The sequence below is a fragment of the Pseudomonas sp. LAIL14HWK12:I1 genome (assembly GCF_003202095.1).
Lineage (GTDB): Bacteria > Pseudomonadota > Gammaproteobacteria > Pseudomonadales > Pseudomonadaceae > Aquipseudomonas > Aquipseudomonas monteilii.
In genome coordinates, this window is record NZ_QJKG01000002.1 from 338,594 (window position 1) to 358,403 (window position 19,810).

Genomic DNA, 19,810 nt, shown 5'->3' on the forward strand with positions numbered 1-19,810 from the left:
GGTGCCGCAGGACGCGGCTGTCGAACAACGGAGAAGCACATGAGCGTCAACAACCCGCAAACCCGTGAATGGCAAACCCTGAGCGGGGAGCATCATCTCGCACCTTTCAGTGACTACAAGCAGCTGAAAGCCAAGGGGCCGCGCATCATCACCAAGGCCCAGGGTGTGCATTTGTGGGACAGCGAGGGGCACAAGATTCTCGACGGTATGGCCGGCCTGTGGTGCGTGGCGGTCGGTTACGGCCGCGAAGAACTGGTGCAGGCGGCAGAAAAGCAGATGCGCGAACTGCCGTACTACAACCTGTTCTTTCAGACCGCTCACCCGCCTGCGCTGGAACTGGCCAAGGCGATCACCGACGTGGCGCCCGAAGGCATGACCCATGTGTTCTTCACCGGCTCCGGCTCTGAAGGCAACGACACCGTGCTGCGTATGGTGCGCCACTACTGGGCGCTGAAGGGCAAGCCGGACAAGCAGACCATCATCGGCCGCCTCAATGGCTACCACGGCTCCACCGTGGCCGGTGCCAGCCTGGGCGGCATGAGCGGCATGCACGAACAGGGCGGCCTGCCGATCCCGGGCATCGTGCACATCCCGCAGCCTTATTGGTTCGGTGAAGGTGGCGACATGACCCCGGACCAGTTCGGTGTGTGGGCAGCCGAGCAGTTGGAAAAGAAAATCCTCGAAGTCGGCGAAGACAACGTCGCCGCCTTCATCGCCGAGCCGATCCAGGGCGCCGGCGGCGTGATCATCCCACCGGAAACCTACTGGCCGAAGGTGAAGGAGATCCTCGCCAAGTACGACATCCTGTTCGTCGCCGACGAAGTGATCTGCGGTTTCGGCCGTACCGGCGAGTGGTTCGGCTCCGACTACTACGGCCTCAAGCCCGACCTGATGACCATCGCCAAGGGCCTGACCTCCGGTTACATCCCCATGGGCGGTGTGATCGTGCGTGACAAGGTTGCCCAGGTACTCAGCGAAGGGGGTGACTTCAACCACGGCTTCACCTACTCGGGTCACCCGGTAGCGGCTGCAGTGGGCCTGGAAAACCTGCGCATCCTGCGCGACGAGCACATTATCGAGAAGGCGCGCACCGAAGCGGCACCGTATTTGCAAAAGCGTTTGCGTGAGCTGCAGGACCACCCGCTGGTGGGCGAAGTACGCGGCCTGGGCCTGCTTGGCGCGATCGAGCTGGTCAAGGACAAGGCCACGCGCAGCCGTTACGAAGGCAAGGGCGTGGGCATGATCTGCCGTAACTTCTGCTTCGAGAATGGCCTGATCATGCGCGCAGTGGGCGACACCATGATCATCGCCCCGCCGCTGGTGATCAGCCACGCGCAGATCGATGAACTGGTGGAAAAGGCCCGCAAGTGCCTCGACTTGACGCTCGAAGCGATCCGTTGACAGTTTGCTAGGCTAGCGATGTGACATTAAGTCGTTACAAGGCCCTGCTTTCCTTGAAACAGAGCCTTGTAACTTGCCAGACTAGCGACTGCTTCAGTCGCCCAAACGCGTGTACTGCGGGACCTGGCTGCTGAACGGATGGCTAATCAAAAAAATCTGGAGCATGACGCATGAATAAAATGGGCAAGACGTTGCTGGCCGCAGCCCTGATGGGTGCCATGGCTACTGCTGCACAGGCTGAAGACAAGGTGTTGAACGTCTACAACTGGTCGGACTACATCGCACCAGACACCATCGCCAAGTTCGAGAAGCAGACCGGTATCAAGGTCAAGTACGACGTCTTCGACAGCAACGAAACCCTCGAAGCCAAGCTGCTGGCCGGTAAGTCGGGCTACGACATCGTGGTGCCGTCCAACAACTTCCTGGCCAAGCAGATCAAGGCCGGTGTGTACGAAGAACTGGACCGCTCCAAACTGCCGAACTGGAAGAACCTCGACACCGATCTGCTCAAAGCCGTTGGCGACGCCAGCGACAAGGACAACAAGCACGCCTTCCCGTACATGTGGGGTTCGATCGGCATCGGCTACAACCCGGAGAAGGTCAAGGCCGCGCTGGGCGTGGACAAGATCGACTCGTGGGACGTGGTGTTCAAGCCTGAGAACATCGCCAAGCTCAAGAGCTGCGGCGTGAGCTTCCTCGATGCCCCGACCGAAATGCTGCCAGCCGCGCTGCACTACCTGGGCCTGCCGACCGACAGCACCAAGAAAGAAGACCTGAAGGCCGCCGAGGACCTGTTCCTCAAGATTCGTCCTTCTATCACCTACTTCCACTCGTCCAAGTACATCGGCGACATGGCCAACGGCAACATCTGCGTGGCCGTCGGTTACTCGGGTGACCTGGAGCAGTCCAAGGCCCGCGCCCACGAAGCTGGCGACAAGGTCAAAGTGGACTACGTGATTCCGAAAGAAGGTGCCGGCACCTTCTACGACATGGTCGCCATCCCGAAAGATGCCGAACATAAAGACGCTGCCTACCAGTTCATGGACTTCCTGATGCAGCCAGAAATCATGGCTGAAATCACCAACGCCGTGCGCTTCCCGAATGGCAACGCTGCCGCTACCCCGTTCGTGGACAAAGACATCACCAGCGACCCAAGCATCTACCCGCCAGCCGAAGTGAAGAAGCAGCTGTACGCAATCGCTGCGCCTGAAGCTTCTGCCCAGCGTGTGATCACCCGCAGTTGGACCAAGATCAAGTCGGGCAAATAACCCCGATGCGGCACCTCTGGGCCGGGGTTTCCCGGCCCAGAGCCAGTGAAAGGCAATTGATGATTGCGGCATCGAAGCTGCGAAGGTAAGTTGCGCGCCGGTTTTGCGTGTGCGGCAGCATTGTCGCTACCCAGGCACTGATTGTGAGGAGCACCCACTTGTCTATTTCTGTATTCCGCAAGGCCTTGATGGCTGGTGCGGGCCTGACGCTGGCATGCAGCGTCCAAGCGGCGCCTACGGTGCACTTCTACAACTGGTCCGACTACATCGGCCCAACCACACTCGCGGACTTCGAGAAAGCCACGGGCATCAAGCCCGTGCAGGACGTGTTCGACTCCAACGAAACCTTGGAAGGCAAGCTGCTGGCCGGTAACACCGGCTATGACGTGGTGGTGCCGTCCAACCATTTCCTCGGCAAGCAGATCAAGGCGGGCGCGTTCCAGAAGCTCGACAAGAACCTGCTGCCCAATTATTCCAACCTCGACCCGGCGCTGATGAAACGCCTGGAAAAGAACGACCCGGGCAACCAGTACGCCGTTCCCTACCTTTGGGGCACCAACGGCATTGGTTACAACGTCGACAAGGTGAAGGCCGCGCTGGGCGTGGACACCATCGACTCCTGGGCCGTCTTGTTCGAGCCCGAGAACATGAAGAAGCTCTCCAAGTGCGGTGTGGCCTTCCTCGACTCGGCGGATGAAATGCTCCCGGCGGTGCTCAACTACATGGGGCTCAACCCCAACAGCACCGACCCCAAGGATTATGTAAAAGCCGAGCAGAAGTTGCTGGCCGTACGCCCCTACGTGACCTACTTCCACTCGTCCAAGTACATCACCGACCTGGCCAACGGCGACATCTGCGTCGCGGCGGGCTTCTCGGGTGATGTGTTCCAGGCCAAGGCCCGCGCTGAAGAAGCGAAGAAGGGCGTGAACCTGGCCTACGCCATTCCCAAGGAAGGCGGCAACCTCTGGTTTGACGTGCTGGCGATCCCCAAAGATGCCAAGAACGTCAAAGAGGCGCATGCCTTCATCAACTATTTGCTGAAGCCTGAGGTTATCGCCCAGGTCAGTGATTACGTCGGTTACGCCAACCCGAACCCCAAGGCTGGCGACCTGATGGACCAGGCCGTGAGGACTGACGCCGCGGTTTACCCACCGCAGGAAGTGCTGGACAAGATGTTCGTGAACTCAGAGTTGCCACCCAAGGTGCAACGGCTGATGACCCGTAGCTGGACCAAGGTCAAGTCGGGCAAGTAATTATCCAGACCCGCAGCGCACCTGCAGACCAGGCCGCGCGGGCACAAAAATCTTGTTGGGAGTTTCACTCATGGCAGTTGCCTCCGGTGCCTATAAAAAAGCCCTCGAGGGTGGCCAGCAACCCAAGCAGGTGCTGGTCAAGATCGACCGGGTTACGAAAAAATTCGACGAAACCGTAGCTGTGGACGATGTGTCCCTGGAAATCCGCAAGGGCGAGATCTTCGCCCTGCTGGGTGGCTCCGGCTCGGGCAAGTCCACCTTGCTGCGCATGCTGGCCGGCTTCGAGCGCCCGACTGAAGGGCGGATTTTCCTCGATGGCGTCGACATCACCGACATGCCGCCCTACGAGCGGCCGATCAACATGATGTTCCAGTCCTATGCGCTGTTCCCGCACATGACCGTGGCGCAGAACATCGCCTTCGGCCTGCAGCAGGACAAGATGCCCAAGGCCGAGATCGACGCCCGCGTGGCCGAGATGCTCAAGCTGGTACACATGACCCAGTACGCCAAGCGCAAGCCGCACCAGCTGTCGGGTGGCCAGCGTCAACGTGTGGCCCTGGCACGCTCCCTGGCCAAGCGCCCCAAGCTGCTGCTGCTCGACGAGCCGATGGGCGCGCTGGACAAGAAACTGCGTTCGCAGATGCAGCTGGAACTGGTAGAGATCATCGAGCGCGTGGGTGTGACCTGCGTAATGGTGACCCACGACCAGGAAGAGGCCATGACCATGGCCCAGCGCATTGCCATCATGCACCTGGGCTGGATCGCCCAGATCGGCTCGCCGGTGGACATCTACGAGACCCCGACCAGCCGCCTGGTGTGCGAGTTCATCGGTAACGTCAACCTGTTCGAAGGCGAAGTGGTCGACGACGCCGAAGGCCACGCGATCATTGCCAGCCCGGAGCTTGAGCGCAAGATCTACGTGGGCCACGGCATCACCACGTCGGTGGAAGACAAGCACATCACCTATGCCCTGCGCCCGGAGAAGATGCTGGTCACCAGCCAGCAACCGACCTGCGAGCACAACTGGTCGCGCGGCAAGGTGCACGATATTGCCTACCTGGGTGGTCATTCGGTGTTCTACGTGGAGCTGCCGAGCGGCAAGATCGTCCAGTCGTTCGTTGCCAACGCCGAGCGCCAGGGCACCCGCCCGACCTGGGGCGATGAAGTGTACGTGTGGTGGGAAGACGACAGCGGCGTGGTGCTGCGGTCATGAAACCTCGCAAGCTCAAGCGAGCACTCCAGCGCATCATTCCGGAGGGGCGGCACCTGGTGATCGGCGTGCCGTTCATCTGGCTGTTCCTGTTCTTCATGCTGCCGTTCTTCATCGTGTTGAAGATCAGCTTTGCCGAAGCCGACGTTGCGATCCCGCCGTATACCGAGATCTATAGCTACGTCGAAGACAAGATCCAGTTGGTGCTCAACTTGGCCAACTACGGCCTGCTGACCGAGGATGAGCTGTACCTCTCGGCCTACCTGGGCTCGCTGAAGATGGCCTTCTTCAGCACCCTGCTGTGCCTGCTGATCGGCTACCCGATGGCCTACGCCATTGCCAACGCCAAGAAGGAGACGCAGACGGTATTGCTGCTGCTGATCATGATGCCGACCTGGACCGCGATCCTGATCCGTGTCTATGCCTGGATGGGCATCCTCAGCAACAACGGCCTGCTCAACGGCTTCCTGCTGTGGACCGGGTTGATCGACCAGCCGCTGCAAATCCTCAACACCAACCTGGCGGTGTACATCGGCGTGGTCTATTCGTACCTGCCGTTCATGATCCTGCCGCTGTTCGCCAACCTGGTGAAGCATGACCCTTCGTTGCTGGAGGCCGCTTCGGACCTGGGTTCGAGCACCTTCAACAGCTTCTGGAAGATCACCGTGCCGCTGTCGAAGAACGGCATCATCGCCGGCTGCATGCTGGTGTTCATCCCGGTGGTGGGCGAGTTCGTGATCCCTGAACTGCTCGGCGGCCCGGAAACCCTGATGATCGGTAAGGTGCTGTGGCAAGAGTTCTTCAACAACCGTGACTGGCCGGTGGCCTCTGCCCTGGCGGTAGTGATGCTGGCGATCCTGATCGTGCCGATCCTGCTGTTCAACCGCAGCCAGGCCAAAGAAATGGAGGGCCGCGCATGAAACGCTTCAGTTTCTCCAAGCTGATGCTGGTGCTGGGCTTGCTGTTCATCTACCTGCCGATGCTGATCCTGGTGATCTATTCGTTCAACGCCTCCAAGCTGGTGACGGTGTGGGGTGGCTGGTCGATCAAGTGGTACGTCGGCTTGCTCGACAACACCCAGCTGATGGGTTCGGTGATGCGCTCGCTGGAAATCGCCTGCTACACGGCGGTGGCCGCGGTGGCGCTGGGGACCCTGGCGGCCTTCGTGCTGACCCGGGTCACCCGCTTCAAGGGCCGCACGCTGTTCGGTGGCCTGGTCACCGCGCCCTTGGTAATGCCCGAGGTGATCACCGGCCTGTCGCTGTTGCTGCTGTTCGTGGCCATGGCGCAGATGATCGGCTGGCCGCAGGAGCGCGGCATCGTCACCATCTGGATCGCCCATACTACGTTCTGTGCGGCGTATGTGGCGGTGGTGGTGTCGGCACGCCTGCGTGAGCTGGACCTGTCGATCGAGGAAGCGGCAATGGACCTGGGTGCCAAGCCGTGGAAGGTGTTCTTCCTGATCACCATCCCGATGATCGCGCCGTCGCTGGCGGCGGGCGGCATGATGTCGTTCGCGCTGTCGCTGGATGACCTGGTACTGGCCAGCTTCGTGTCAGGCCCGGGCTCGACCACCTTGCCGATGGAAGTGTTCTCGGCCGTGCGCCTGGGCGTGAAGCCAGAGATCAACGCTGTGGCTAGCTTGATCCTGCTGTCGGTGTCGCTGGTGACCTTCTTTGTCTGGTACTTCAGCCGCCAGGCCGAAGAGCGTCGTCGCAAGGCGATCCAGCAGGCGATCGAAGAAGGTGCGGCAGCCAATGCTTCGCAGCCGCAGGTCAAGCGCCCGGCGCAGGTGGCGGCTTCAGCCTGACCTGGCCTCTTCGCGGGCATGCCCGCTCCCACAGGTACATCACAGCTTCAAGCTTGTGGTGAGCCCTGTGGGAGCGGGCAAGCCCGCGAAGGCCCCAGCACCGATTCAAAGCCATACCGCATCCCAGTGTGGATAGTCCCTGACACTCTTGACCAGACCAGCCCTCAAAGGATTGGCCACAATGTAGCGGGCCACATGCACCAGCCTCTCTTCCCGCCGCAGTGCATGGTCCTGGTAACCCGGTTGCCATATCCGTGTATGCCCCAAACCTGCTTTGCGCAATGCAATGGCTGTGCGTGATTTGAACTTGCGCATCAGTGTTCCCAATGTCACGTCCCTCAGTTCGATCAGCCAGTGCAAGTGGTCAGGCATGACTACCCAGGCCAGAGAGTGGCAGTCCCGAATGTCATGTGAAACTCGCAGGTGTTTGACCACCAGACGAGCATGGTGGAAATCATGAAACAGTGGCTGTCGTTGGTGCGTCACAGTAGTCAGCATGTAGAGCCTGCCTGGCTCGGAAAAGCGCCCTTGGCGGAGCCGGTGGGATTCAGCTAACGGCATCGCAAGCTTCCTTGAAATTGAAACGCTCCTTGAACGGTAGCGGTTCAACTGCCACTGCCGAGTGGCTGATCATTTCTGGATATGGCAGAAGTATTTGGGTGGATGTGCCGGCCTCTTCGCGGGCTCGCCCGCTCCCACAAGTACGGCACAGGCCTTAAGGCCGGCGCTTTCCCTGTGGGAGCGGGCAAGCCCGCGAAAGGGCCCTCAAGCCGTACGACTTTTCATCAATTCAAACCCAATGCTTCAGTCAGAGCAGCTTGGGAATTATCCTACGAGCCGTGTGGAAGCTGCTCTGTTGTAGGGGAAATGCCCCAGGGATAACGTCGTTGGGTCGCCATCTGTGGTGATCGGGTGTGAGAACCCGAACGATGTTGTACGGGTTTCCAGTCATGGCAGCCTACGTGGGCAGGCTTCGGCCTGGCCGGGTTCAATGTCCTCGGTTTCTCACCCCGCGTATGGCTGCCACCCCTTGTCCGTGAGAAAGACGAGTTGGCGGTTCAATAAACGACATTGGATTCCAACCATGACAACGCACGATCTTGATGCTCACCAAGTAAGTAACAGCACCACCGTCGGCCAAGAAACCTGCATGGACCTCTTCCGCGTCCAGGCCAATATCCCGTTCAACCATGCCTTCTCCGAACTGTCAGTCATGCTCGGATGCATCAACCACCTGACGACCGAAGCCGAGATGGAAAATGACCGATTGGCAGGTAGCGCAGCAAGAATCCTGAGTGGCTTTGCCAAAGCACTGATCGATGACATTGAGTTGGGGCTGAACAGGACTTCAGTTCAGGTCTGACCTGTACCGGCCTCTTCGCGGGCATGCCCGCTCCCACAGGTACAGCGCAGGTCTCAAGGTGGGCACTTAGCCTGTGGGAGCGGGCGAGCCCGCGAAAGGGCCCGCGTAGGCGTCGAAAATGCCCGGTTGTTCCCCGCCAGTGATGTTTATCGAACCCTGAACTACGCTGACAGTCGCATCCCACAAATCATTTGTGCGCAAGCAAGGAGCCAGCATGGCGTTGGTGCGTCCGCTGTCGGTCGTTTGCCTGGGGCTGCTGTACATGCTCACCGGCTGTAGCAAGGAAGAGGTCCCCGAGACGCTGCCTCGGGTCGGTGTGCAACAGGTTCAACCCACAGATTTCGCTGCCAGGGTCACCCTGACGGGCGATGTGCAAGCGCGGGTGCAGACTGACCTGTCGTTCCGTGTGGGCGGCAAGATCATTTCGCGCAGCGTCGATGTGGGCGACCACGTCAAGGCCAACCAGGTGCTGGCGCGGCTGGACCCGAAAGACCTGCAGAACAACGTCGACTCGGCGAAGGCCGAGGTGTTCGCCGCCCAGGCGCGGGTCACCCAGACCAGCGCCGCCTTTGTACGCCAGCAAAAACTGCTGCCCAAGGGCTACACCAGCCAGAGTGAATACGACTCCGCCGAAGCCGCGCTGCGCAGTAACCAGAGCGCGCTCAAGGCCGCCCAGGCGCAACTGGCCAACGCCAACGAACAGCTCAGCTACACCGCACTGGTCTCCGAGGCCGCCGGGGTCATCACCGAGCGCCAGGCCGAAGTGGGCCAGGTGGTGCAGGCCACCATGCCCATCTTCAGCCTGGCCACCGATGGCGACCGCGATGCGGTGTTCAACGTGTACGAATCGCTGCTGGTCGCACCGCCCAGCGATGCCGGGGTGATCGTCAGACTGCTGGATAACCCCAACGTCCAGGCACATGGCTTCGTGCGTGAAATCACTCCCACGGTGTCGGCGCAAAGCGGCACAGTGCAGGTCAAGGTAGGCCTCAAAGACGTGCCACCGGGCATGCAGTTGGGCGCACCGGTCACCGCCACCACCAATGCCCAGGGGCGGCCCAGCGTCGAGCTGCCGTGGTCGGCACTGACCAAAGCCCTGCATGAGCCCGCTGTATGGGTGGTGGGCGAGGGCGACAAGGTTGAACTGCGCAAGGTCGAGGTCAGCCGTTACCTCACCGGCAAGATCGTGGTCGCCAGTGGCCTGAAAGGTGGCGAGACCGTGGTGGTCAATGGCGGCCAATTGCTGCACCCCGGCATGCAGGTGCAGAAGGTCGATGCCAAGGCCGAAGGGGGTGAGCTATGAAGCGCCTGCTGCTGATGCTGTCGGCTGGCGTGCTGCTGGTGGGGTGCAGCAGCGAGGACGAGGTGCCAGAGCCGATTAGGCCCGTGCTGTCGGTGAAAGTCGAACCCCAGGTGCAGTCGCAGCTGGGCCGCTTTGCCGGCAGTATTCAGGCACGCTTTGAAAGTACCCTGGGCTTTCGGGTTTCCGGGCGTATCGCCCGTCGCTGGCTGGATGTGGGCGCCCAGGTAAAACCGGGCGACACCTTGGCAACCCTCGACCCGACCGACCAGCAAAACCAGCTGCGTGCTGCCGAAGGCGACCTGGCCAAGGTACAGGCCCAATGGATCAACGCTCAGGCCGACGCCCGCCGCCAGCAGCAACTGTACGACCGCGGGGTAGGCGCCCAGGCCCAGCTGGACATCGCCCAGACCAACCTGAAAACCACCAGCGCGGCGTTGGAGCAGGCGCGCTCTGCGCTCAGCCAGGCGCGTGACCAGCTCGACTACAGCACCCTGCGCACCGACCACGCCGCGGTAATCACTGCCTGGCAGGCCGAAGCCGGGCAAACCGTCACCGCTGGCCAGGCCGTGGTAACCCTGGCCAGGCCGGATGTGAAGGAAGCCGTGATCGACCTGCCGATCGGCTTGGCCGAGCAGTTGAGCAAAGGCCTGACCTTCACCGTTGCTTCGCAGCTGGACCCGACCATCAACACCACCGCCAGCCTGCGGGAACTGGAACCCCAGGCCGACGCCACCACGCGCACCCGCCGTGCGCGCCTGACCCTGGCGAGCACCCCGGCGGCCTTCCACCTGGGCACCGCCATCAGCGTGACCCTGAGTTCGGAGGTGTCGCCGCGCAGCGAACTGCCCTTGAGTGCCTTGCTCGAGCGCGACGGCAAGACCCAGGTATGGGTGATCGATACGCAGCAGAAGACCGTGGCCACTCGTGACGTGGCCCTGATCGGCCGCACCGCCGACAGCGTCGTCCTGAGCTCGGGCGTACAGCCCGGCGAGCGGGTGGTGACTGCGGGCGTGAACAGCCTCAAGCCCGGCCAGAAGGTCACCTTCGACGAGGATGCGCAATGAAAGGAAGCTTCAACCTGTCCGACTGGGCACTCAAGCATCAATCGTTCGTCTGGTACCTGATGTTCGTCGGCCTGCTGATGGGGATCTTCTCCTACTTCAACCTGGGCCGTGAGGAAGATCCGTCGTTCACGATCAAGACCATGGTCATCCAGACCCGCTGGCCCGGCGCGACCCAGGACGAAACCCTGTACCAAGTCACCGACCGTATCGAGAAGAAGCTCGAGGAACTCGACTCCCTCGACTACACCAAAAGCTACACCCGCCCCGGTGAATCCACGGTCTACGTGTACCTGCGCGATACCACCAAGGCCAAGGACATCCCGGACATCTGGTACCAGGTGCGCAAAAAGATCCAGGACATTCGCGGTCAGTTCCCTCAGGGCATCCAGGGGCCTGCGTTCAACGACGAATTCGGTGATGTATTCGGCTCGATCTATGCCTTTACCTCCGATGGCCTTACCCTGCGCCAGTTGCGCGACTACGTGGAGCAAGCCAGGGCTGAGGTCCGCGATGTGCCCAACATCGGCAAGATCGAGTTGGTCGGTACCCAGGATGAAGTGCTGTACCTGAACTTCTCCACCCGCAAGCTGGCCGCGCTGGGCATTGACCAGCGCCAGGTCATGCAGGCCTTGCAATCGCAGAACGCCGTGACCCCGGCCGGGGTGATCGAGGCCGGCCCCGAGCGCATTTCGGTGCGCACCACTGGGCAGTTCGCCTCGGAAAAAGACCTGGAAACGGTCAACCTGCGCATCAATGACCGCTTCTTCCGCCTGGCGGATATTGCCGATATCGAACGCGGGTATGTCGACCCGCCGTCACCCATGTTCCGCTACAACGGCCAGACTGCGCTCGGGCTGGCCATCGGCATGAAAGCCGGTGGCAACATCCAGGTGTTCGGTGCCGCGCTGAAAAAGCGCATGGACAAAGTGGTCGAGGACTTGCCGATAGGGGTTGGAGTACACACCGTGTCGGACCAGGCAGTGGTGGTGAAGCAGGCTGTCGGCGGCTTCACCAGCGCGCTGTTCGAGGCGGTGGTGATCGTACTGGGGGTGAGCTTCATCAGCCTGGGCGTGCGCGCAGGCCTGGTGGTGGCCTGCTCGATCCCGCTGGTGCTGGCCATGGTGTTCGTGTTCATGGAGTACAGCGGCATCACCATGCAGCGGATTTCGCTGGGCGCCTTGATCATTGCGCTTGGCCTGCTGGTGGACGATGCGATGATCACCGTGGAGGTGATGGTCACGCGGCTGGAGATGGGTGAAAGCAAGGAGCAGGCGGCAACCTTTGCCTACACCTCCACAGCCTTCCCCATGCTGACCGGCACCCTGGTGACTGTGGCCGGTTTCGTGCCGATCGGCCTGAACGCCAGTTCGGCCGGTGAATATACCTACACCCTGTTTGCCGTGATTGCCGTGGCGCTGATCGTGTCGTGGGTGGTGGCGGTGTTCTTCGCGCCCGTGCTGGGCGTACACATCCTTAGCAGCAAGGTCAAAGCCCATGAAGCCGAGCCTGGCCGCCTGGGCAGGGCGTTCGAACATGGCCTGCTGTGGTGCATGCGCAACCGCTGGTTGACCATCATCGGCACCGTGCTGTTGTTCGTGCTGGCCATTTTCTGTGAGCGTTTTGTGCAGAACCAGTTCTTCCCGTCCTCGGACCGCCCGGAAATCCTGGTCGACCTCAACCTGCCGCAAAACGCCTCGATCGAGGAGACGCGCAAGGTGGTCGACCGCTTCGAGGCACGGATCAAGGATGACCCGGACCTGGTGCACTGGAGCACCTACATCGGCCAAGGTGCCATTCGTTTCTACCTGCCTCTCGATCAACAATTGCAGAACCCCTACTACGCGCAGTTGGTGATCGTCAGCAAAGGCTTCGAAGAGCGTCAGGCCATGATGGATCGCTTGCAGAAGATCCTGCATGAAGAGTTCGTCGGCATCGGTACCAACGTACAGTCGCTGGAAATGGGCCCGCCGGTAGGGCGGCCGATCCAGTATCGGATCAGTGGTGGCAACATCGACGAGGTCCGCAAACACGCCATCGAACTGGCCACCTTGCTCGACCAGAACGAGCACATCGGCGAGATGATCTACGACTGGAACGAGCCGGGTAAGGTACTGCGGGTGGAAATCGCCCAGGACAAGGCACGTCAGCTGGGGCTGTCGTCGGAAGACGTGGCCAATGTGATGAACAGCATCGTCAGCGGTGTGCAGATCACCCAGGTCAACGACAACATCTACCTGGTCAACGTGGTGGCCCGTGCCGAAGACAGCGAGCGCGGCTCGCCTGATACCCTGCAAAACCTGCAGATACTCACCCCCAACGGCACCTCGATCCCTCTGCTGTCGTTCGCCACGGTGCGTTATGAGCTGGAGCAGCCGCTGGTGTGGCGCCGGGACCGCAAACCGACCATCACCATCAAGGCCTCGGTCAATGGCGACATCCAGCCCACCGACCTGGTGGCCCAGCTAAAGCCGAAGATCGACGAATTCGCCAGCAAGCTGCCAGTGGGCTTCGAAGTGGCCACCGGCGGTACGGTGGAGGAGAGCGCCAAGGCGCAAGGGCCGATCCGCAAGGTGATCCCGCTGATGCTGTTCCTGATGGCGACGTTCCTGATGATCCAGCTGCACAGCGTGCAGAAGCTGTTCCTGGTGGTGAGCGTGGCGCCGCTGGGGCTGATTGGCGTGATCATCGCGTTGGTGCCCACGGGCACGCCCATGGGCTTTGTGGCGATTCTCGGCATCCTGGCGCTGGCGGGCATCATCATTCGCAACTCGGTGATTCTGGTGACCCAGATCGACGAGTTCGAGGCCCAGGGCTTCTCGCCGTGGGACGCGGTGGTGGAGGCCACCAACCACCGGCGTCGGCCGATATTGCTGACGGCGGCGGCGGCTAGCCTGGGCATGATCCCGATTGCCCGCGAAGTGTTCTGGGGGCCGATGGCCTACGCCATGATTGGCGGGATCATCGTGGCCACCCTGCTGACGCTGCTGTTCCTGCCGGCGTTGTATGTGGCCTGGTACAAGATCCGCGAGCCTGAAAACAGCACTGAAACCCAACATTGAACCCTGTGGGAGCGGGCACGCCCGCTCCCACGGAGGCATTTGGGCGCCTGTAAAATCGCGAATTGAATTTGGTTATATAAACATTCTTAAACAGTATTTTTAAGAATAACTCCGCCTCACTACTATTGCCCTCAAGCCAGGCGCAAATCCCCTTCAAACCTCTGCCCGGCACCTCACTCCAAGGAGAACGAGCATGAGTGCATCTCTGCGTAGCATCGACGGTCAGGACGAAGCCACCATTCTGCGTGAAATCCAGAGCGCCTTGCGCGACCTGCGTTTCGGTGCGGTGGAGATCACAGTGCACAACGCTCAGGTCGTACAGATCGAGCGCAAGGAGAAGTTCCGCCTGCAACAGCCCGGCAACAAGTCCGGCTGATCGCACCACAACATTCAAAACTAGAAAAATGCCAATCGGGAGCTTCACCATGTCCATCCGCCGTTATGCGCTTGCCGCTCTGGCCAGTGCTGTTTTTGCCGGTTCCGCCATCGCCAAGGACTACGAACTGCTGAACGTGTCCTACGACCCGACCCGCGAGCTGTATCAGCAGTACAACGCCGAGTTCATCAAGCACTGGCAGCAGGCCCACCCGGGCGACAAGGTGAAGATCCAGCAGTCCCACGGTGGCTCGGGCAAGCAGGCCCGTGCGGTCATCGATGGCCTGCGTGCCGACGTGGTGACCCTGGCACTGGCCGGTGACATCGACGAAGTCGCCAAGCTCGGCAAGACCCTGCCGGATAACTGGCAGACCCGCCTGCCGGACGCCAGCACCCCGTACACCTCGACCATCGTGTTCCTGGTACGCAAGGGCAACCCGAAAGGCATCAAGGACTGGGGCGACCTGATCAAGAAAGACGTGTCGGTCATCACCCCCAACCCGAAAACCTCCGGCGGCGCCCGCTGGAACTTCCTGGCTGCCTGGGCCTACGGCCTGAAGACCGGCGGTAGCGAAGAGAAGGCCAAGGCCTACGTGCAGGAACTGTTCAAGCACGTACCAGTGCTGGATACCGGCGCCCGTGGCTCGACCATCACCTTCGTCAACAACGGCCAGGGCGACGTGTTGCTGGCCTGGGAAAACGAAGCCTTCCTGGCGCTGAAGGAAGACGGTGGTGCCGACAAGTTCGACATCGTCGTGCCGTCGCTGTCGATCCTGGCCGAGCCGCCAGTGGCCGTGGTGGACAAGAACGCGGAGAAGAAGGGCAATACCGACATTGCCACCGAATACCTGAAGCACCTGTACAGCCCGGCCGGGCAGAAGATTGCCGCAGAGAACTTCTACCGCCCGCGTGACGAGAAAGTCGCTGCCGAATTCGGCAAGCAATTCCCGAAACTGGACCTGGTAACCATCGACAAGGACTTCGGTGGCTGGAAAACTGCACAACCGAAATTCTTCAATGATGGCGGTGTGTTCGACCAGATCTATCAGGCACAGTAATCGCCAAGGAAAAACGGGGCTGCGCAGCAACCCCGGGATTCAGAGTCTTGCACCAGCCCGGGATTGATTCCGGGCTTAGTGCGTTCAACCAGGGATATTTATGTCACGCCGCATTTCTCCCGTCATACCCGGCTTCGGGCTGACACTGGGCTACACCTTGGTGTACCTCAGCCTGATCGTGCTGATACCGCTGGCAGCCATGTTCATTCATGCCTCGCAGCTGACCTGGGAGCAGTTCTGGAACATCATCAGCGCGCCGCGGGTAATCGCCGCGCTCAAGCTGAGTTTCGGTACTGCCCTGTTCGCCGCCATCATCAACGGGGTGATCGGCACCCTGCTCGCGTGGGTGCTGGTGCGCTACACCTTCCCTGGGCGCAAGATCATCGACGCGATGATCGACCTGCCGTTCGCCCTGCCTACCGCCGTTGCCGGTATCGCCCTGACCGCCCTGTACGCGCCTGCGGGCTGGGTCGGCCAGTTTGCCACCGACCTTGGTTTCAAGATCGCCTACACCCCGCTGGGCATCACCCTGGCGCTGACCTTCGTCACCCTGCCGTTCGTGGTGCGTACGGTGCAGCCGGTACTGGCAGACATCCCGCGTGAAGTGGAGGAGGCCGCCGCCTGCCTGGGCGCCAAGCCGCTGCAGGTGTTCCGTCATATTCTCGCGCCGGCCCTGCTACCGGCCTGGCTCACCGGTTTTGCCCTGGCCTTCGCCCGCGGCGTGGGTGAGTATGGTTCGGTGATCTTCATTGCCGGCAACATGCCGATGAAGACCGAGATTTTGCCGCTGCTGATCATGGTCAAGCTCGACCAGTACGACTACACCGGCGCGACCGCCATCGGCGTGCTGATGCTGGTGGTTTCCTTCATCCTGCTGCTGCTGATCAACCTGCTGCAGCGCCGCATCGAAACCCCTTGAAGGAGGCCGGCATGTCCAGTTCATCCCTGAGTGCAAGCGCGGCCGCCAACGCCGCCCGCCGTGGCAGCGCCACTTCGCGGCGCATCCTGATCGGCCTTGGCTGGCTGGTGTTCGCGCTGTTTCTGCTGCTGCCGCTGGTGATCGTGGTATCACAGGCGCTGAAGAACGGTTTTGGCACCTTCTTCGAGGCGATTTTCGAGCCCGACGCGCTGTCGGCATTGAAGCTCACCCTGCTCGCCGTGGTCATTTCGGTGCCGCTGAACCTGGTGTTCGGTGTCAGCGCCGCCTGGTGCGTCAGCAAGTACACCTTCCGTGGCAAGAGCATTCTGGTCACCCTGATCGACCTGCCGTTCTCGGTGTCGCCGGTGATCGCCGGCCTGGTCTACGTGCTGATGTTCGGCGCGCAAGGCCTGTTCGGGCCATGGCTGCAGGACCACGACATCCAGATCGTGTTCGCGCTGCCGGGGATCGTCCTGGCGACCATTTTCGTCACCGTGCCGTTCGTGGCCCGTGAGCTGATCCCGCTGATGCAGGAGCAGGGCACGCAAGAAGAGGAGGCCGCGCGACTGCTCGGCGCCAACGGCTGGCAGATGTTCTGGCACGTGACCTTGCCCAATATCAAATGGGGCCTGATCTATGGCGTGGTGCTGTGTACCGCACGGGCCATGGGCGAGTTTGGCGCGGTGTCGGTGGTGTCGGGCCACATTCGTGGCGTGACCAACACCTTGCCGCTACACGTGGAGATCCTCTACAACGAGTACAACCACGTCGCGGCCTTCAGCGTGGCCAGCCTGTTGCTGATCCTGGCGCTCTTCATCCTGCTGCTCAAGCAGTGGAGCGAGAACCGTATTAACCGCCTGCGCCACAGCGCCGCGGAGGAATGATTCATGTCGATCGAAGTTCGTAACGTCAGCAAGCGCTTCAACAGCTTCCAGGCCCTGGACAACATCAACCTGGACATCAACAGCGGCGAGCTGGTGGCTTTGCTCGGCCCGTCCGGCTGCGGCAAGACCACGCTGCTGCGCATCATCGCCGGCCTGGAAACCCCGGACCAGGGCAATATCGTGTTCCACGGCGAAGACGTGTCCGGCCATGACGTGCGTGACCGCAACGTCGGTTTCGTGTTCCAGCACTACGCGCTGTTCCGCCACATGAGTGTGTTCGACAACGTCGCTTTCGGCCTGCGCATGAAGCCCAAGGGCGAGCGCCCGAGCGAAAGCAAGATCGCCGAGAAGGTGCATGAGCTGCTGAACATGGTGCAGCTGGACTGGTTGTCCGACCGCTACCCCGAACAGCTGTCCGGTGGCCAGCGTCAGCGTATCGCCCTGGCCCGCGCGCTGGCGGTGGAGCCCAAGGTGCTGCTGCTGGACGAGCCGTTCGGTGCACTGGATGCCAAGGTGCGCAAAGAGCTGCGCCGCTGGCTGGCTAGGCTGCACGAAGACATCAACCTGACCTCGGTATTCGTGACCCACGACCAGGAAGAAGCCATGGAAGTGGCCGACCGTATCGTGGTGATGAACAAGGGCGTGATCGAGCAGATCGGCTCGCCGGGCGAGGTGTACGAGCAGCCGGCCAACGACTTCGTCTACCACTTCCTGGGCGACTCCAACCGCCTGGCCTTGAGCGAAGGGCACCATGTGCTGTTCCGCCCGCACGAAGTGTCGCTGTCGCGGCATGAGACCGAAGGGCACCATGCGGCCGAGGTGCGGGATATTCGGCCGTTGGGGGCTACAACGCGGGTGACCTTGAAGGTGGAAGGGCAGAGCGAGCTGATCGAGGCCGAGGTGGTCAAGGACCATGACAGCCTGACCGGGTTGGCGCGGGGGGAGACGCTGTTCTTCCGGCCGAAGGTTTGGCAGAAGGTGGCGGATATCTGACCCACCTTTGATGTTGAAAACCCGGGCTTGGTCCCGGGTTTTTTATGCCTGCCAGATTGCCGGGGCTGCTTAGCAGCCCTCGCGGCAATCTCATGCCTTGCACGAATATTTTGCATGCCTGCAATGCATCGTTTTTGCACCGACCAGTTGCAGCCCGCACAATCCGTGGCTTTCACACTACCTCTCAAAAGCAATATTCAATTAAGTTCTAATCATAATTTTAAACATTACTTTAAGAGATAAGCCTCTGGCCCCGATGATTCAGCCATACCTGAATCGAGACCCCAGGAGTTTGATCAATGGGTAATGTCCAGTCGGCCGTCAGGGCCTACGACCAGCCATGGCGCCCGGCCCCGGGCGACCTGGTCGAGCTTGGACGCACGCTTCGCCTCCCGCTGGGCCAGCTGCGCCTGCAACGCACGCCTGTCAGCGGGCTCAAGCGCCGCGACAAGCTGGTGTTGGGCCTGCTGGTGCTGGCCCTGCACGGCGCTGCGGCGTACTGGGTAAGCCAGGCACCCACGCCAGAGCTACCCGTGGTGCCACCGCAAGTGCCGCCCATGACCATCGAGTTCGCAGCGCCAGCGCCGCCTGTGGTCGAACCGCCACCGCCTGCGCCTGCACCGCCTGTCGTCGAGCCGCCGCCACCACCACCCGTGATCGACGAACTGGCCGCCAAGCCCAAACCCAAGCCAAAACCCGTGCCCAAGCCGGTGGTCAAGCAAGCACCCAAACCACAGCCCAAACCGGTCGAAGCACCACCGCCAGCCCCAGTGGCCGCCCCGGCACCACCTGCGCCCGCACCACCCGCGCCGGCCCCGGTTACGCCCGCTTCGGCCAACGCCGCGTACCTGAAAAACCCGGCGCCGGAGTATCCGCAGATGGCCCAGCGGCGGGGTTGGGAAGGCACCGTGCTGCTGCGGGTAGAGGTGCTGCCCAGCGGTAAACCCGGGCAGATCCAGGTCCAGAAGAGCAGCGGCCGTGATGCCCTCGACGCCGCCGCGCTGGCCGCGGTGAAACGCTGGAGCTTCGTGCCCGCCAAGCAGGGCGACGTGGCCCAGACCGGCTGGGTCAGCGTGCCGATCGATTTCAAGCTTCGCTAACTTTTCGCAGAACACAGGAAGACATCATCATGAGCCTGCTGGCATCCCCCCTCGAATCCGTTGAAAGCGCAGTCATCTGGCTGCTGGTTGGTTTCTCTGTCGTCACGTGGGGCCTGGCCCTGGTCAAGGTCGCGCAGTTCGTGCGGTTGAAGAACCAGGACAAACGCTTCCACCAGCAGTTCTGGGCGGCCTCCAGCCTGGACTCGGCCGCCGAGCTCAGCCACGAGCTGCCCGGCCCGGCTGCCCGCGTTGCCCAGTCTGGCTACGCCGCGATTGCCGTCGGCGACACTCAGGCCAATGACCTGAGCCACGCCATCAACCACCAGGACCGCCTGGAGCGCGCCCTGCGTCAGCAGATCGTGCGTGAGCGCCGCTCGCTGGAAACCGGCCTGGCGGTGGTCGCCAGTATCGGCAGCACCTCGCCCTTCATCGGCCTGTTCGGCACTGTGTGGGGCATCATGGAAGCGCTCAAAGGCATCAGCGCGGCCGGCTCTGCCAGCCTGGAAACCGTGGCGGGCCCAATCGGTGCGGCCTTGGTGGCAACCGGTGTCGGTATTGCCGTCGCCGTACCGGCGGTGCTGGTTTACAACTACTTCCTGCGCCGCCTCAAGCTCACCGCTGCCGACCTCGACGACTTTGCCCACGACTTCTACAGCCTGGCGCAGAAGAGTGCCTTCCGCGTGCTGGTGCACCCCGCCGTGCACAAGCCACAGGCCGGTTTCACCCAGCCCGTGAAGGAGGCGTCCTGAC

General features: G+C 61.6%; 18 protein-coding genes. 17 read left to right on the top strand and 1 reads right to left on the bottom strand.

Features of this window, described 5'->3' with window-relative positions; all coding sequences use genetic code 11:
* Window positions 1-39: 39 nt before the first annotated feature.
* The 6 genes from D906_RS06510 (at window position 40) to D906_RS06535 (ending at window position 6,942) form a co-directional block, all read left to right on the top strand.
* Window positions 40-1,401: an aspartate aminotransferase family protein gene (locus D906_RS06510; RefSeq protein WP_027614823.1), complete on the top strand. Its 1,362-nt coding sequence runs from the start codon at window positions 40-42 to the stop codon at window positions 1,399-1,401.
* 170 nt (window positions 1,402-1,571) lie between these two features.
* Window positions 1,572-2,669, top strand: a complete 1,098-nt coding sequence (locus D906_RS06515; RefSeq protein WP_019098655.1) for a polyamine ABC transporter substrate-binding protein — start codon at window positions 1,572-1,574, stop codon at window positions 2,667-2,669.
* Between the two features lie 158 nt (window positions 2,670-2,827).
* A complete protein-coding gene (locus tag D906_RS06520; RefSeq protein ID WP_019098654.1) occupies window positions 2,828-3,922 on the top strand; it encodes a polyamine ABC transporter substrate-binding protein in 1,095 nt (364 codons plus the stop codon).
* A 70-nt stretch (window positions 3,923-3,992) separates the two neighbouring features.
* Entirely contained in the window at window positions 3,993-5,135 is a 1,143-nt protein-coding gene (gene potA / locus D906_RS06525; protein ID WP_016392438.1) for a polyamine ABC transporter ATP-binding protein, read from the top strand.
* Between the two features lie 35 nt (window positions 5,136-5,170).
* On the top strand, window positions 5,171-6,052 hold the full coding sequence (locus D906_RS06530; RefSeq protein WP_174244686.1) for an ABC transporter permease subunit: 882 nt from the start codon (window positions 5,171-5,173) through the stop codon (window positions 6,050-6,052).
* On the top strand, window positions 6,049-6,942 hold the full coding sequence (locus D906_RS06535) for an ABC transporter permease subunit (RefSeq protein ID WP_016712586.1): 894 nt from the start codon (window positions 6,049-6,051) through the stop codon (window positions 6,940-6,942). Before D906_RS06530 ends, D906_RS06535 begins: the two co-directional genes overlap by 4 nt.
* A 105-nt stretch (window positions 6,943-7,047) precedes the next feature.
* Here D906_RS06535 and D906_RS06540 read toward each other — a convergent pair whose 3' ends face one another.
* Entirely contained in the window at window positions 7,048-7,503 is a 456-nt protein-coding gene (locus D906_RS06540) for a transposase (RefSeq protein WP_027614824.1), read from the bottom strand.
* Between the two features lie 523 nt (window positions 7,504-8,026).
* Here D906_RS06540 and D906_RS06550 point away from each other — a divergent pair.
* From D906_RS06550 to D906_RS06605, 11 genes are all read left to right on the top strand, one after another.
* A complete protein-coding gene (locus D906_RS06550) occupies window positions 8,027-8,305 on the top strand; it encodes a DUF3077 domain-containing protein (protein WP_050547871.1) in 279 nt (92 codons plus the stop codon).
* Window positions 8,306-8,519: 214 nt separating this feature from the next.
* On the top strand, window positions 8,520-9,608 hold the full coding sequence (locus tag D906_RS06560) for an efflux RND transporter periplasmic adaptor subunit (protein WP_019098648.1): 1,089 nt from the start codon (window positions 8,520-8,522) through the stop codon (window positions 9,606-9,608).
* Window positions 9,605-10,672, top strand: coding sequence for an efflux RND transporter periplasmic adaptor subunit (locus D906_RS06565; RefSeq protein WP_019098647.1), 1,068 nt, complete (start codon window positions 9,605-9,607; stop codon window positions 10,670-10,672). The genes D906_RS06560 and D906_RS06565 overlap by 4 nt, the downstream gene beginning before the upstream one ends.
* Window positions 10,669-13,731 (top strand): efflux RND transporter permease subunit, encoded by a 3,063-nt coding sequence (locus D906_RS06570; RefSeq protein WP_019098646.1) that lies wholly within the window; start codon window positions 10,669-10,671, stop codon window positions 13,729-13,731. The genes D906_RS06565 and D906_RS06570 overlap by 4 nt, the downstream gene beginning before the upstream one ends.
* A 193-nt stretch (window positions 13,732-13,924) precedes the next feature.
* Entirely contained in the window at window positions 13,925-14,107 is a 183-nt protein-coding gene (oscA, locus tag D906_RS06575; protein ID WP_016489716.1) for a sulfur starvation response protein OscA, read from the top strand.
* Between the two features lie 49 nt (window positions 14,108-14,156).
* Window positions 14,157-15,164 (top strand): sulfate ABC transporter substrate-binding protein, encoded by a 1,008-nt coding sequence (locus tag D906_RS06580; protein ID WP_019098645.1) that lies wholly within the window; start codon window positions 14,157-14,159, stop codon window positions 15,162-15,164.
* Between the two features lie 100 nt (window positions 15,165-15,264).
* On the top strand, window positions 15,265-16,083 hold the full coding sequence (gene cysT, locus D906_RS06585; protein WP_012274724.1) for a sulfate ABC transporter permease subunit CysT: 819 nt from the start codon (window positions 15,265-15,267) through the stop codon (window positions 16,081-16,083).
* Window positions 16,084-16,094: 11 nt separating this feature from the next.
* The gene (gene cysW, locus D906_RS06590; protein WP_004575843.1) at window positions 16,095-16,967 is read left to right on the top strand and encodes a sulfate ABC transporter permease subunit CysW; all 873 of its coding nucleotides are present in this window, start codon (window positions 16,095-16,097) and stop codon (window positions 16,965-16,967) included.
* 3 nt (window positions 16,968-16,970) lie between these two features.
* Complete coding sequence (locus D906_RS06595; protein ID WP_019098644.1) at window positions 16,971-17,960, top strand: sulfate/molybdate ABC transporter ATP-binding protein; 990 nt, start codon at window positions 16,971-16,973, stop codon at window positions 17,958-17,960.
* Window positions 17,961-18,259: 299 nt separating this feature from the next.
* Window positions 18,260-19,060 (top strand): energy transducer TonB, encoded by an 801-nt coding sequence (locus tag D906_RS06600; RefSeq protein ID WP_025752181.1) that lies wholly within the window; start codon window positions 18,260-18,262, stop codon window positions 19,058-19,060.
* Window positions 19,061-19,089: 29 nt separating this feature from the next.
* A complete protein-coding gene (locus tag D906_RS06605; protein WP_016712577.1) occupies window positions 19,090-19,809 on the top strand; it encodes a MotA/TolQ/ExbB proton channel family protein in 720 nt (239 codons plus the stop codon).
* Window position 19,810: the final 1 nt, after the last annotated feature.